This is a genomic window from Streptomyces sp. NPDC048290, from assembly GCF_040652095.1.
Lineage (GTDB): Bacteria > Actinomycetota > Actinomycetes > Streptomycetales > Streptomycetaceae > Streptomyces.
On the sequence record NZ_JBEZLM010000026.1, the window covers coordinates 1 to 13,517 of the forward strand.

Below are 13,517 nucleotides of genomic sequence, written 5' to 3' on the forward strand. Positions count from 1 at the left end.
TATCAACATATCTGGCGTTGATTTTTGGCACGCTGTTGAGTTCTCAAGGAACGGACGCTTCCTTTGTACTCACCCTCTCGGGCTTTCCTCCGGGCACTTCCCTTCGTGTCTCCGACTCTATCAGATCCTTTTCTCGACCTGATCCCCAGTCAGCGGGGTTTGTCTTCCCGGCCGTTCGGCCCTTCCGACGTTTCAAACCTTAGCGGATTCTCTCGGCGATTCCCAATCGGGGTGCCGAGTCCCATCGAATTGAATTCGGGCATGCCGAAATCGACCCGGTAGGGAGATCGTGCTGATGGTTTGGTTGCCGCTCGCGCGGCGGGAGGTGCTGTCGCAGAACCGTTACGGCTCCGCGGCAACCCGGAGAACATTACGGATCGGGCAGGGGGCTGTCAAGCATGGCCTGTCAAGATCTTTTATGGGGTCCGTCAGTCCAGGTCGCTGAGACGACCGCCGGCGTCCGGCTGGTCGTGTTCCACCCGGCGGAGGATGCGGGTGAGGACATCGCCGAGGACCGTGCGCTCGACATGGGTGAGGTCCTGGAGGAGGTCCTCCTCGAAACCGGAGGCACGGCGCATGGCCTCCAGCCACTTCGCGCGGCCCTCGGGCGTCAGCTCGACGATGACCCGGACCCGGTTGGTCTCGTCGCGCTCCCGGGTGACCAGGCCCTCGGTGACCATGCGGTCGATCCGGTGGGTCATGGCGGCCGGGGTGAGGCCGAGGCGCTTGGCCAGGTCGCTCGGGCCGAGGCGGTAGGGGCTGCCGGACAGGACGAGAGCCTTGAGGACCTCCCAGTCGGTGTTGCCGATGCCGAGGGCGGCGGTCTGGCGGCCGTAGGCCACGTTCATCCGGCGGTTCAGCCGGGACAGGGCCGAGACGATCTTCTCGACCTGGGGGTCGAGGTCCTGGAACTCGCGCTGATAGGCGGCGATCTGTTCGTCGAGGGTCGGCTCGTGGTCGCCGGGGCTGTCGGCCATGACCGAAGTATGGCACGGGACGGCTTGGCTTTGAAGTCCTTCGGAGTGTAGTCTTTAGCTTTGAAATTTATCTTCGAAGTCTTCAGTTCTCATCTCTGAGGCTTCCTGCTGTTGAGAGAGGGTGAACGTGACCAGGGCGATGGGCGCCGCGATGCGCCGGATCCACGTGGGCAACGCACTCAGCGCGTTCGGGCTCGGCTTCACCGTCCCCTACCTGTACGTCTATGTGGCGCCGGTGCGGGGGCTCGGTGCCACCACGGCGGGCATGGTGCTCGCCGTCTTCGCCGTGGCCGCGCTCGTCGTGCTGCCGTTCGCCGGGCGGGCCATCGTCCGGCGGGGGCCGCTGCCGGTGCTGCTCGTCGCCCTGGTCACCGCGGCGGTCGGGGCGCTGAGTCTGGGGCTGGCCGGGAGTGCGGCGGCGGTGCTGCTGTCGGCGGCGGCGCTGGGCGCGGGGCAGGCCGTGATGCAGCCAGCGCTGGCCACGATGATCGTGGACGTGTCGGTGGCGGAGACCCGGTCACGGGCGTTCGCGACCCAGTTCTTCCTCCAGAACCTGGGACTGGGCGTCGGTGGGCTCATCGGCGGGCATCTGGTGGACGCGACGCGCGTGTCGTCGTTCACCCTGCTGTTCTCGATCGAGGCGGCGATGTTCCTGGTGCTGGTCGCGGTGATGGCGGGGGTGCGGATACCGCAAGGCGCGCGGGCGGTCGCCATCGCGGCCGGGTCGGCCAAGGGCGGCTGGCGGCAGTTGCTCCAGAACCGGGCGATGGTGCAGCTGTGCGTGCTGGGCTTCGTGCTGTTCTTCGCCTGCTACGGACAGTTCGAGTCCGGGCTCGCCGCGTACGGGGTCGAGGCCGCCGGGATCTCCACCTCGGCGCTCGGGACGGCGCTCGCGGCGAACACGGCGGTGATCGTGGTCGCCCAGTTCGTGGTGCTGAAGTTCGTGGAGCGGCGTCGGCGGTCCCGGGTGATCGCGGCCGTCGGGCTGATCTGGGCGGTGGCCTGGATCGCGGCGGCGTACGCGGGGCTGGGGAACGGGAGCCAGGCGATGGCGACCGCGGCCTTCATCTCCACGTACGCGCTGTTCGGGCTCGGTGAGGCGATGTTGTCGCCGACCGTCGCCCCGCTGGTGGCGGATCTGGCGCCGGAGGGGCTCGCCGGGCAGTACAACTCGGCGTTCGCGCTGGTCAAGCAGTTGGCGCTGGCGGTGGGCCCGGCGGTGGGCGGGCCCATGGGGGCGGCGCTGCACGGGCCGTACGTGGTGACGTTCCTGTTGTTCTCGCTGGGGATCAGTGTGCTGGCGCTGCGGCTCGGGCGGCGGCTGACGGAGGTCCAGGACCAGCCGTGGCTGGCGCGCAGCCAGGTGGTGCTGCGGGGCGGGGCCACGGCCGCGGTGGAGGCGAGACCGGAGGCCGGGGTGCGGGCCGGGGCGTGACGTCCGGTCCGTCCTCGGCTGGCGCGGGCGGGTGGTGCGTGTTCGGCACCACCGCCTGCCCGCGTCCCGCGGCCCCTACCCGGTCCCGTTCTGGGCGAGGGCGAACTCGCACCAGACCGCCTTGCCGCCGCCCGGTGTCTTGCGGCTGCCCCAGTTCGTGGCGATCGTGGCGACGATGGCGATGCCCCGGCCGGACTCGTCGCCGGGTTCGGCGCGGCGGCGGCGCGGGAGGTGGTCGTCGCCGTCCGTGACCTCCACGATCAGGCGGCGGTCGGTGCGGCGGAGCCGTAGCCGCATGGGCGGGGTGCCGTGCTGGAGGGAGTTGGCGACGAGTTCGCTGGCCGCGAGGACCCCGGCGTCGTGCAGTTCGGTCGGGAAGCGCCAGCTGGTGAGGACGCCGGAGGCGAAGGCGCGGGCGCGCGGGGCGGCCTCCACACCGCCGAGGAGTTCGAGTGCGGCGTTGCGGAAGAGGTCGCCGTCGGGGCCGTTGCGGGCGGGGTGCTGGAGGACGAGGACGGCCACGTCGTCGTCGTGGTCGGCGGTGACGCCCGCCGAGCGGAGCAGCCGGTCGCAGATGACCTGCGGGGTGCCGGTGGCGCCGGCGAGGGCGCGTTCCAGCGCTTCGATGCCTTCGTCGAGGTCGGCGTCCCGGCGTTCGACCAGGCCGTCGGTGTAGAGGACGGCGGTGGAGCCGGGGCCGAGCGGGATGGTGCCGGAGGAGTGCATCCAGCCGCCCGTGCCGAGCGGTGGGCCGGTCGGCTCGTCGGTCCGCAGCACCGCGCCCGACTCGTCGCGGACGAGGATCGGGAGGTGCCCGGCGGAGGCGTACACCAGCCGTCCCTCGTTCGGGTCGTGGATGGCGTAGACGCAGGTGGCGATCTGGTTGGCGTCGATCTCGGTGGCCAGGCCGTCCAGGAGCTGGAGCACCTCGTGCGGGGGCAGGTCGAGCCGGGCGTACGCCCTGACCGCCGTGCGGAGCTGGCCCATGACCGCGGCGGCGCGGACGCCGCGGCCCATGACATCGCCGATGACGAGGGCGGTGCGGCCACCGCCGAGGGTGATCACGTCGTACCAGTCGCCGCCGACGGCGGCTTCGGTGCCGCCGGGCTGGTAGGTGGCGGCGATACGGAGGTCGTCGGGCTGTTCGAGTTCCTGCGGGAGCAGGGAGCGCTGGAGGGTGACGGCGGTCTCGCGCTGGCGGCGTTCGGCGGCGCGCAGCCGCTCGGCGGCCTCGGCGTGGTCGGTGACGTCGGTGGCGAAGACCAGAACACCGCCGCTGTCGCCGTCGGCCTCGCCGCCGTGCCGTACGGGGGTGCAGCAGAACGTGTAGGAGCGGCCGTCGGGGGCCTTGCGGGACTTGAGCGTGCGGGACTTTCCGCTGCGCAGGACCTGGTCGAGCAGGGGGAGGAGGCCGAGGTCACGGAGTTCGGGCAGGGCGTCACCGGCCGGGTGGCCGAGGGTGCGGGTGCCGAAGGCGCTCGTATAGGCGTCGTTGATGTAGCCGAGGCGGTGGTCGGGGCCGTGGACCAGGGCGACGAGGGCGGGGACGCGGTCGAGGACGTCACGGACCGGGAGGTCCTCGACGGCGGGTGTGGCGGTGGGCCGGTCGGCGGTGAGGTGCTCGGCGCGGGCCGCGGGGACGGAGCCGCCGTCCCGGGGGTCTCTGCCGTCTCCCGGGTCCCTCGAGTCGCCGTCGCCTCTGTCGCCTCTGGCGCTTCTGTCGCCCCGGTCGCCTCCGGTGTCACGGCCGCCGTCCGGGCCGCGGTCCAGGGGAGCGGCGTGTTCGGCGCGCGCTGCGGCGCGGCGCTGTGTTCCGGGGAGCCGGGCGCTCCAGCGCGTGAAGTTCACGAATCCTTGCCTCGTGTCGTCGTCGGCGGCCGGCTCCGGTTCCGGCCCTGGGGCTCCCGGCGGTCGCGCGGCGGTGGCCGCGCGAGGTGTGCGGGTCTCCGGGAGATGCCTCACTGGGGAAACAGCCTCGTGGGTGTCGGGCGGGAGGGGCGGCCCGCCCAGGACCGGCGGAGCGGTCCGGTGGAGCCGGTCTGGGAGACCGGTCCGGTGACCAGTCTGGCAGTGTGGCCGACCGGTCGACATCCGTCAGACGCCGGGGTGTGGCGGGAAGTTCCTGAGGCGGGTCAGTTCGACCCCTTCGAGTCGTCCGAGGGGTCGTCGGAGCCCTTCGCCCCGGCCGCGAGTTCGAACTCCGCCCTGGGGTGTTCGAGTGAACCCAGGGAGACGATCTCCCGTTTGAACAGTCCGGAGAGGGTCCATTCGGCGAGGACCCGGGCCTTGCGGTTGAAGGTCGGTACCCGGCTGAGGTGGTAGGTGCGGTGCATGAACCAGGCGGGCCAGCCCTTGAGGCGGCGGCCGTAGATCTGGGCGACGCCCTTGTGCAGTCCGAGCGAGGCGACGGAACCCGCGTACTTGTGGGCGTAGGTCTCCAGGGGCTCGCCGCGCAGGGTGTGGACGATGTTGTCGCCGAGGACCCTGGCCTGGCGTACGGCGTGCTGGGCGTTGGGGGCGCACAGGGCGCCGGGTTCCTCGGCGGTGATGTCGGGGACGGCGGCGGCGTCGCCCGCGGCCCAGGCGTGCCCGGTGCCCTCGACGGCGAGTTCGGCGGTGCAGCGCAGCCGTCCCCGGTCGGTGAGCGGGAGGTCGGTGGCGGCGAGCAGCGGATGGGGTTTGACCCCGGCGGTCCACACGACCGTACGGGTCGGGAAGCGGCGGCCGTCGCTGAGGACGGCGATCCGGTCGGCGCACGACTCCAGACGGGTCTCCAGGAGCACCTGGACATTGCGGCGGCGCAGTTCGGCGACGGTGTAGCGGCCCATGTCGGGGCCGACCTCGGGCAGGATGCGGTCGCTGGCCTCGACCAGGATCCACCGCATGTCCTCGGGCTTGACGTTGTGGTAGTAGCGCGCGGTGTAGCGGGCCATGTCCTCCAGCTCGCCGAGCGCCTCGACGCCCGCGTAGCCGCCGCCGACGAAGACGAAGGTCAGGGCGGCGTCGCGGATCGCGGGGTCGCGGGTGGAGGAGGCGATGTCCATCTGCTCGATGACATGGTTGCGCAGCCCGATGGCCTCTTCGACGGTCTTGAATCCGATGCCGTGCTCGGCGAGGCCCGGGATGGGCAGTGTGCGGGAGACCGAGCCGGGCGCGAGGACGATCTCGTCGTAGGGCAGCAGGCGGGGGCCGGTGCCCTCCTCGTCGGTGGCGAGGGTGGTGAGGGTGGCGGTGCGCTTGGTGTGGTCGACGGCGGTGACCTCGCCGACGACGATCCGGCAGCCGGAGAGCACCCGGCGCAGCGGTACGACGACATGGCGTGGCGAGATGGAGCCCGCCGCGGCCTCGGGAAGGAAGGGCTGATAGGTCATGTACGGGTCGGGTGTGACCAGAGTGATCTCGACCTCGCCCCGCCTGAGTTCCGGTTTCAGCCGCCGCTGGAGGCGCAGGGCCGTGTACATCCCGACATAGCCGCCGCCGACAACGAGAATGCGCGCACGTTCCTTCACCACCCCATGACGCACCCGGCACGGCCGTTTGTCCACAGCCCCGGCAATTTGTGTGACCGGAGGCCGGACCTGCCCCAGGTTGGCCGGATTGCCGGAGTGTGGAGAAAGGTGCGCAGGTCAGCGGCTATATACGGGGGGAGGGAAGCGGGCGCAACCGGGACGTTTGCGGCTCGTAGCCCGATCGGGGGGCGCTCCGTGCGGAACCTGCCCCTTCTGTATTGACTCCCGCTCAACTATGTTCGTGTGTCGACGGGGTGTAAGGGGATGCGCTCACGGGTCCGGGAGGTCCGGGGTCCGTCAGGATCTCGCCACATGGGCCGAAGTAGGGGGCCGTCCGCCACGCTCCGGTATCCAATGGCGGGGAGCGTCTCCGGGGGGAGACGTCGTGTACCGGGGGAATTCAAATGCATGTTCAGGACTCTCATTGGTCGTCCGCGTCGGCGATCACGCCGACGGGTGCGGTGGGTACGGCGGGGCCGATGGGCTCCGCACTGGGGTCCGCGGCGGGCGGCGGGCGCGGCGACGAGCCGCGCTCCACTCCGCTGCGGGTGGACGCACAGCGCAATCTGGAGCATGTGCTGCGGGCCGCACGCGAGGTCTTCGGCGAGCTGGGGTACGGCGCGCCCATGGAGGACGTGGCGCGGCGCGCCCGGGTCGGGGTCGGCACGGTCTACCGGCGGTTCCCGAGCAAGGACGTCCTGGTCCGGCGGATAGCCGAGGAGGAGACCTCCCGCCTCACCGACCAGGCCCGTACGGCGCTCGGACAGGAGGACGAGCCGTGGTCGGCGCTCTCCCGCTTCCTGCGCACCTCCGTCGCCTCGGGCGCCGGGCGGCTGCTGCCGCCGCAGGTCCTGCGGGTCGGGGTCGCCGAGGAGGACGGGCCGGACGAGGCCCGGGTCCCGGCCCAGCGGGTGCAGCCGGGCTCCGGTGAACTGCGGCTGGTGCCGGAGGAGACTTCGGTGTCGGCCGAGGACGACGCGGGCGCCGCGGCGCTGCTCGATGTCGTGGGCCAGCTGGTCGAACGGGCTCGGGCGGCGGGCGAACTGCGCCCGGACGTCTCCGTCTCCGACGTCCTGCTGGTCATCGCCACGGCGGCACCGGCCCTGCCGGATGCCGCGCAGCAGGCGGCGGCGTCGGCGCGGTTGCTGGACATCCTGCTGGAGGGGCTGCGGTCCCGGCCGCTGTGAGTGGGGCAGGCGTCTCGCCGGGGGCGGGGCGTCTCGCCGGGGGCGGAGAGCGCGGGCGCGGGTGAGGGTCGTGCCGGTCCGGTGAGCGGAGTGAGGGTCGTGCGGGTCCGGTGAGCGGAGTGAGGGTCGTGCCGGTCCGGTGGGCGTGGTGCCGGTCCGGCGACCGGTTCCGGTCGGGTGCCGGTCCCGTGCGGGGTGCGGGACCGTACGGTCCGTCCGGGGTGGTCGGCGACCGGCGCCCTGACGAGGGCCGGGGCGGTCCGTCCCTCCGGGCGGCCGAGGTTCGGGGTCTGTCGGACGTACCGGGGCTGCCTCGCCTCGCGGCACGTCACGTCATGTCACGTCACCTGGTGTTTGGCTGGAAATCGGGTGCCTCGATGAGGTGGCCGTGGGCCGGTGCGGGGTGCGGCTGTTCGTACGTCCGTGCCCCCGCCCGCGTTTCCGGCAGGTCCGGCGGTGGGAGATGGGTCCGTCAACTCCCCTGCCGTTCAAGATTGTTGAGACTTCCCTGAACAGGTCGGCTCCCATACGAGCCCCCTGGCAAGTCCCCTCGGACGAGTGGATGGCCCCGACCGCGGGTTACTGACGAAAAGTCGATGTGGCACTCTGACCCGGTGTTCGGGACTGGTTGGGCAGGCGGCGGGGGCTTTCCGCGATGAGCGTTGACGGGCGCGACGAGTCACTCGGTGACGGCGACGCGGGCACCGGCGGCGGAACCACTCCGCAGGTCCCCAGCCAGGGCGGCCGGTCCGGGAGCGGCGCGGGTCCGGACACCGGGGCGGGCGCCGGGTCGGGGCGGCCTGGCGGGGCGGAACCCGGCGCGGGGCCGACCGACTCCGCGGTTCCCGCACAGGGCGGTGAGCCGGTGGTCCCGGGGGCCGTGGACATTCCCGCACAGGGCCGTGATTCCGGCGCAGGGACGTTTCTGGAGCGGGGCGGTGGGACCGTCCCGGCGCAGGGCGGGGAGCCGTTCGACGGAGGCCGCGCCGGGTCCGTAGAGGCGAGGGACGAGGGGAACGAGGGGAGCGTCCCCCCGCAGCGCGGGTACCGCGACTGGCCGGAGGACGACGGAGTGCTCCCGCCGCCGCGCGAGCTGCCCGCCGAGGACGGTGAACTGATCGGCCGGATGCGGTCCGGCGACGACACGGCGTACGAGGAGCTGTACCGGCGCCATGCCGACGCCGTGCGCCGCTACGCCCGTACCTGCTGCCGGGACGGGCACACCGCCGACGATCTCACCGCCGAGGTGTTCGCCCGGATGCTCCAGGCGGTACGCGGCGGCTCCGGGCCCGAGTACGCCGTACGCGCCTATCTGCTCACCAGTGTCCGGCGGGTCGCCGCGACCTGGACCAGCTCCGCCCGGCGGGAGCATCTGGTCGACGACTTCGCGGTGTTCGCCGCGCAGGCCGCCCGCGCCTCTGAGGTGTCCGACGACGACGCCCTCGACCTCGGCGCGGATGTACGGGCGATGCATCAGGCCGAGCAGTCCATGGCCATGCGGGCGTTCCGCTCGCTGCCCGAGCGCTGGCAGGCCGTGCTGTGGCACACCGAGGTCGAGGACGAGTCGCCGAGCGAGGTCGCCACCCTCTTCGGGCTGGACGCCAACGGCACCCGGGTGCTCGCCAGCCGGGCCCGCGAGGGGCTCAAGCAGGCGTATCTCCAGGCGCACGTCAGCGCCACCCTGGTCGGCGACGAGGCCTGTGCCCGCTACGCCGACCAGCTCGGCAGCTATGCCCGGCGCAAGCTGCGGACCCGCGCGGAGCGCGGACTGCGCAAGCATCTGGAGGAGTGCGCCAAGTGCCGGCTGGCCGCGGCGCAGATCGAGGAGGTCGCGGGCGGGATTCCGGCGGTCGTACCGCTGGCCGTCATCGGCTGGTTCGGGGCCGCCGGGTACGCCAAGGCGGCCGGGCTCATCGCCGGGGGCGCCGGGGTGGGCGCCGCGGGCGTGGGCGGTGCCGCCGCGGCGGCGAACGGGACGGCCACCGGGAGCGGAGCCGCCGCGGCCGAGGGCGCGAGCACACCGGTGAAGGCCGGGATCGCGGCCGGTGTGGTGGCGGTGGCCGCCGCGGCGGTGGCGCTGGCGCTGGCCGGCGACGACAGCGCGCCCCCGAAGCCGCAGGCCCGGCCGCCCGCCTCGGCACCGGCCGCCCTGCCGAAGCCTCCGGCGCCGAGCCCGACGCCGTCCAGGACTCCGCCGCCCCCTCCTCCGGCGGCCCCGGCACCGACCCCCACACCGACGCCGACCCCTACCCCGACACCGACCCCAACTCCCTCCCCGACACCGACCCCGACGCCGAGCCCCAGCCCTACCCCGACACCGACCCCCTCCCCGACTCCCACGCCCACCCCGACGCCGACACCTCCTCCGCCACCGCCGCCGGCCGTCTACCAGTGGAGCGAGCTGTCGTACGACGTCACCGGCGACGGCACCGAACCCGAGATGCGGATCGCGGAGAGCAGTTGGGTGTGGCAGCGCGGCACGCTGTCCATCGGCGGCCGGACCTACTCCCCCGGGGTCACGGTCCACGGCGCGTCCTCGGTCACCATCGACCTCAACCGCGCGTGCACCGCCTACGACGCCTACGTCGGCGTCGACGACATGACCCTCTCCCTCGGCAGGGTCTCCTTCTCGGTGTACGCCGACGGGGTGCGCCTGTGGAAGTCGGGCCCGGTCGAGGGGGGCGATCCGGCGGTACCCGTACGGGTGAACATCGCCGGCTACGACACCGTACGGCTGGTCGTCGAACCGCACTCGCCCTTCGACCGGCTCCTGCCGGTGGACTGGGCTCAGTCGCGGTTCATTTGCGGGTAGGGGTGGGGGTCCCCGGGGCGGGCGGAGGGGTGGGCGGACGGTCCTTGGGGCCGTGGGCCCGGGTCGCCTCGTGGAGTTCGCGGAGGATGCCGTCGGGGGTGAGGCGGGCGCCGCGGGCGCGGTGCGTGGCGTGATCCGGCGGGCCCAGTGCCGTACGGATGTCGGCGATCCCCCGCTCGATCCGCTGTCGCTCGGGCGGGAGCCGGACCAGGCCCCCGAGCAGGTGGTCGGCCGCGCCGAACAGCCGGGCCGCGCGCGGGAGGTCGCCCAGCCGGGCGAGCAGCTCCGCCGCGCTGTCCACCAGGCCCACCAGGGACCGCTCCGGGCAGCCCTGCGCCACGGCCGTCGCCAACGCCTCGGCCAGCGGCGCCAGACCGTGGGCCGGGCCGGATTCCTCGGCCGTGATCAGCGCGTCCGTCCCGTCCAGGGCCGCCGTCAGGGGCGGCGGGGGTGTGCCGACGGCGGCCTGGGCACGGGCCTTGTCGCTCCAGGCGCGGGCGGCGGGCACCTCACCGTCCTGGAGAGCCATGTAGGAGCGCAGTAGGGCGATATGGGCACGGGAGTCCGGGACCCCGTGCCGGTCGGCGGCGGTGGTCGCCTCGTCCAGCAGAGCGGCGCCCTGGACGCGGTCGCCGCGACGGTAGGTGATCTCGGCCAGGCGGACCAGCAGCAGGGGGCCTTCGGTGTAGGCCCCCACCTCGTAGGCGAGCGGAAGCGCCTCCTCGATCACTCGGCGGGCCTCTTCCAGGTCGCCGTCGGCGATCGCCGCCTCTCCGGCGGCACCGCACACCTGGGCCCGCAGCCAGCGGTCGCCGACCCGGCGGCTGAGCGCGCGCAGCTCCGCGAGGTCCTCGGCCACACCTCGGGCGGGGCCCGGGGAGTCGACCGCGAGATGTGTCCGGAACAGCAGGCTGACCGCCAGCTCCCAGTCGTCGCCGTGGCTCCGGCAGTTGGCGACCGCGGTCTCCAGGACCTGCCGGGAGTCGACGGCGCCACGGCGGTGGAAGGCGGTCAGCGGGGCCCAGAGCAGTCCCGGCATCCGGGCGGACGCCGGGCCGCCCTTCTCGTAATGGTCTCGGAGCCGGTCGATGTACCGCACATACCGGGGATCTGTCCGGCCCCTCGTCGGTTCGAGGTCGGAGGTGAAGAAGAGGTGGGTCATGCGCAGGTCCATGCGCGGGGCGTGCTGCGGATGGGTGGTCTCCTCGTCGGCGACGGCGAGGTAGGCGTCGATGACGTCGAAGGCGTCCGGAGGGGTGGCTGTGGAGATGACCGTGGGAGTGACCGTGGGGGTAGGGGCTGGGGACGCCAGGCGCAGGGCGTGTTCGACCCAGCGCACGCCTTCCTGGCGGTGGTTGCGCAGCCACCAGAACCAGGACATGGCCAGCACCAGTCCGCCTGCCTCCGGCTCCCGGCCGCCGTCGATCGCGTACCGCAGGGCGGCGCGGATGTTGTCCAGCTCCGTCTCCAGGCGGGCGATCCAGGGGAGCTGACCGGACGAGCGGAGGATCGGGTCGGCCTTCCGGGCGAGGGCGAGGGCCCAGGTGAGGTGGCGGGCCTCGGTGGCGGCGCGGTGGGCCGGGTGCTCGGCGGCCCGCTCCGCCGCGTACTCGTGGATGGTCTCCAGCATGCGGTAGCGCATGACGTCGGGGGTGGTGGGGCGGTCGGCGCCGGTCCTGTGCCGCGTCTCCTTCCCGATCTGCTTCCTGATGTCCTTCCCGATCTGATTCCTGATCTGATTCCTGATCTGATTCCCGCCCTGGTCGCCCTCCCCGTCCTCCCCGTTCTCCTGCGGGTGCGGGGAGGCGACGATCAGGGACTTGTCCACGAGGGCGCCCAGCAGTTCGGCGGTGCGGGGTGTCGCGCAGACGGCCTCCGCGGCCGGGAGGTCCCAGCCGCCGGCGAAGACGGAGACCTCGCGGAGGGTGTCCCGTTCGTCCTCGTCCAACAGGTCCCAGGACCAGTCGACCACCGCGCGCAGGGTCTGCTGGCGGGGCAGGGCCGTACGACTGCCCGCGGTGAGGAGCCGGAAGCGGTCGTCGAGGCGGTCGGCGATCTGGCGCGGGGTGAGCATCCGCAGCCGGGCGGCGGCCAGCTCGATGGCCAGCGGGAGGCCGTCCAGACGGCGGCAGATCTCGGTGACCGCCGTGTCCTGGTCGCGGAGCAGGGCGTCGGCGTCGAGGCGGGCCGCCGACGCGCGCTCCGCGAACAGCCGGTGCGCCTGGTCGGGGTGGAGGGGCTCGACCGGGCGGACCGACTCGCCGGGCACGCCCAGGGGTTCACGGCTGGTGGCGAGCACCGTGAGCCCCGGGCAGTGGGTGAGGAGGGTCTCGGCGAGCTGGGCCGCCGCGCCGATGACATGTTCGCAGTTGTCAAGGATCAGGAGCTGTCCGCGCGGTGCGCAGTGCTCGATGAGCAGGGCGACGGGGTCGTCCTGTGAGGTGCCCAGGTCGTGGGTGCGGAGCACGGTCTCGCGCAGACCGAGCGCGCTGACCACCGCGCCGGGCACCGCCTCCGGTCGGTCGAGCGGGGCCAGCTCGACCAGCCATGCGTCGGGGACCGCTGCGGCGGCCTCCTCGGCGAGACGGGTCTTCCCCGAGCCTCCTGGTCCGGTGAGGGTGACCAGTCTGGCCCTGTGCAATTCGGAACGAAGCGCGTCGAGTTCGAGTTCCCGGCCGACGAAGGAATTCAGGCGGGGGCGGATGTTGCCGGTGCGGGTGGGGGTCTGGGGCCGGCTGGGGTGTTCCGGGGTGGGGGAGGTGAGGAGTTCGGTGTGCAGGGTGCATAGTTCTGGGCCGGGGTCGGTGCCGAGGCCGTCGGCGAGGGCACGGCGGGCCCGTTCGTAGGCGGCGAGTGCGTCGGCCGGGCGGCCGGTGTCGCGCAGGGCGCGCACCAGGTGGGCGTGCAGGGTCTCGTCGTACGGGTGTGCGGTGGTCAGCTCGGACAGCTCCGGTACGACGTGTTCGGCGCGGCCTCTCGCCAGGTCGGCGGCGATGCGGGTGCGGGTGGCCGCCAGCCGCAGGGCCTCGGGGCGGGTCGCCGCGGTGCGGTCGGGGAGGTCGGCGAGGGCGGGGCCGCGCCATAGGGCCAGGGCGGTGGTGAGGTGGCGGGCGGCGGTGTCGGGGTCGCCCTGTGCGAGGGCGGCGGTGCCTTTTCTTGTGAGGTCGGCGAAGACGAAGAGGTCGACGTCGGATTCGTCGGCGGTGAGGCGGTAGCCGCCGGGGGTGCTTTCTACGGTGTCCTTGCCGATGGCTCGGCGGAGGCGGGCTACGAGGGCCTGGAGGGCGGCCGGGGGGTCTTGTGGGGGGTTGTCGGGCCAGATCTCGTCGATCAGGGTCGTGGTCGTGCGGGGGTGGCCGGGGTGGGTGGCGAGGGCGGTGAGAAGGGTGCGGATGCGGGGGCCGGGCAGGGGGAGGGGGTGGCCTTGGGGGTCCTGGGCCTCGGTGATGCCGAGAATTCTGTACCGCACGGAATCATTGTCGCCGGGGGTGGGGGCGTCGGGGGTGTTGTCGGGTGCGGGTGGGTGTTGTCGGGTGCGGGTGGGTGTTGTCGGGTGCGGGTGGGTGTTGTCGGGTGCGGGTGGGTGTTGTCGGGTGC

The 13,517-nt window shown here is 73.0% G+C and carries 7 protein-coding genes; 3 read left to right on the top strand and 4 right to left on the bottom strand.

Features of this window, described 5'->3' with window-relative positions:
* Positions 1–428: 428 nt before the first annotated feature.
* Complete coding sequence (locus AB0D49_RS33525) at positions 429–977, bottom strand: MarR family transcriptional regulator (RefSeq protein ID WP_362765077.1); 549 nt, start codon at positions 975–977, stop codon at positions 429–431.
* A gap of 139 nt (positions 978–1,116) precedes the next feature.
* Here AB0D49_RS33525 and AB0D49_RS33530 point away from each other — a divergent pair, with 139 nt between their 5' ends.
* The gene (locus AB0D49_RS33530) at positions 1,117–2,412 is read left to right on the top strand and encodes an MFS transporter (protein WP_362765388.1); all 1,296 of its coding nucleotides are present in this window, start codon (positions 1,117–1,119) and stop codon (positions 2,410–2,412) included.
* Between the two features lie 75 nt (positions 2,413–2,487).
* On the opposite strand, the gene AB0D49_RS33535 is transcribed toward AB0D49_RS33530, so the two are convergent.
* Together AB0D49_RS33535 and AB0D49_RS33540 are read right to left on the bottom strand one after the other, a co-directional pair.
* Positions 2,488–4,260, bottom strand: a complete 1,773-nt coding sequence (locus AB0D49_RS33535) for a SpoIIE family protein phosphatase (protein WP_362765080.1) — start codon at positions 4,258–4,260, stop codon at positions 2,488–2,490.
* Between the two features lie 284 nt (positions 4,261–4,544).
* A complete protein-coding gene (locus AB0D49_RS33540) occupies positions 4,545–5,924 on the bottom strand; it encodes an NAD(P)/FAD-dependent oxidoreductase (RefSeq protein WP_362765082.1) in 1,380 nt (459 codons plus the stop codon).
* A gap of 401 nt (positions 5,925–6,325) precedes the next feature.
* Here AB0D49_RS33540 and AB0D49_RS33545 point away from each other — a divergent pair, with 401 nt between their 5' ends.
* Together AB0D49_RS33545 and AB0D49_RS33550 are read left to right on the top strand one after the other, a co-directional pair.
* Positions 6,326–7,108, top strand: coding sequence for a helix-turn-helix domain-containing protein (locus tag AB0D49_RS33545; protein WP_362765085.1), 783 nt, complete (start codon positions 6,326–6,328; stop codon positions 7,106–7,108).
* A 655-nt stretch (positions 7,109–7,763) separates the two neighbouring features.
* Positions 7,764–9,920, top strand: a complete 2,157-nt coding sequence (locus AB0D49_RS33550) for a sigma-70 family RNA polymerase sigma factor (RefSeq protein WP_362765088.1) — start codon at positions 7,764–7,766, stop codon at positions 9,918–9,920.
* Here AB0D49_RS33550 and AB0D49_RS33555 read toward each other — a convergent pair.
* Positions 9,907–13,389, bottom strand: coding sequence for a BTAD domain-containing putative transcriptional regulator (locus AB0D49_RS33555; RefSeq protein WP_362765091.1), 3,483 nt, complete (start codon positions 13,387–13,389; stop codon positions 9,907–9,909). The genes AB0D49_RS33550 and AB0D49_RS33555 overlap by 14 nt on opposite strands.
* Between the last annotated feature and the right edge of the window lie 128 nt (positions 13,390–13,517).

Bases quoted from the DNA above. Each gene is read 5' to 3' on its own strand.
- AB0D49_RS33525 (WP_362765077.1), bottom strand. From the start codon at position 977: ATGGCCGACAGCCCCGGCGACCACGAGCCGACCCTCGACGAACAGATC.
- AB0D49_RS33530 (WP_362765388.1), top strand. From the start codon at position 1,117: ATGGGCGCCGCGATGCGCCGGATCCACGTGGGCAACGCACTCAGCGCG.
- AB0D49_RS33545 (WP_362765085.1), top strand. From the start codon at position 6,326: ATGCATGTTCAGGACTCTCATTGGTCGTCCGCGTCGGCGATCACGCCG.
- AB0D49_RS33550 (WP_362765088.1), top strand. From the start codon at position 7,764: ATGAGCGTTGACGGGCGCGACGAGTCACTCGGTGACGGCGACGCGGGC.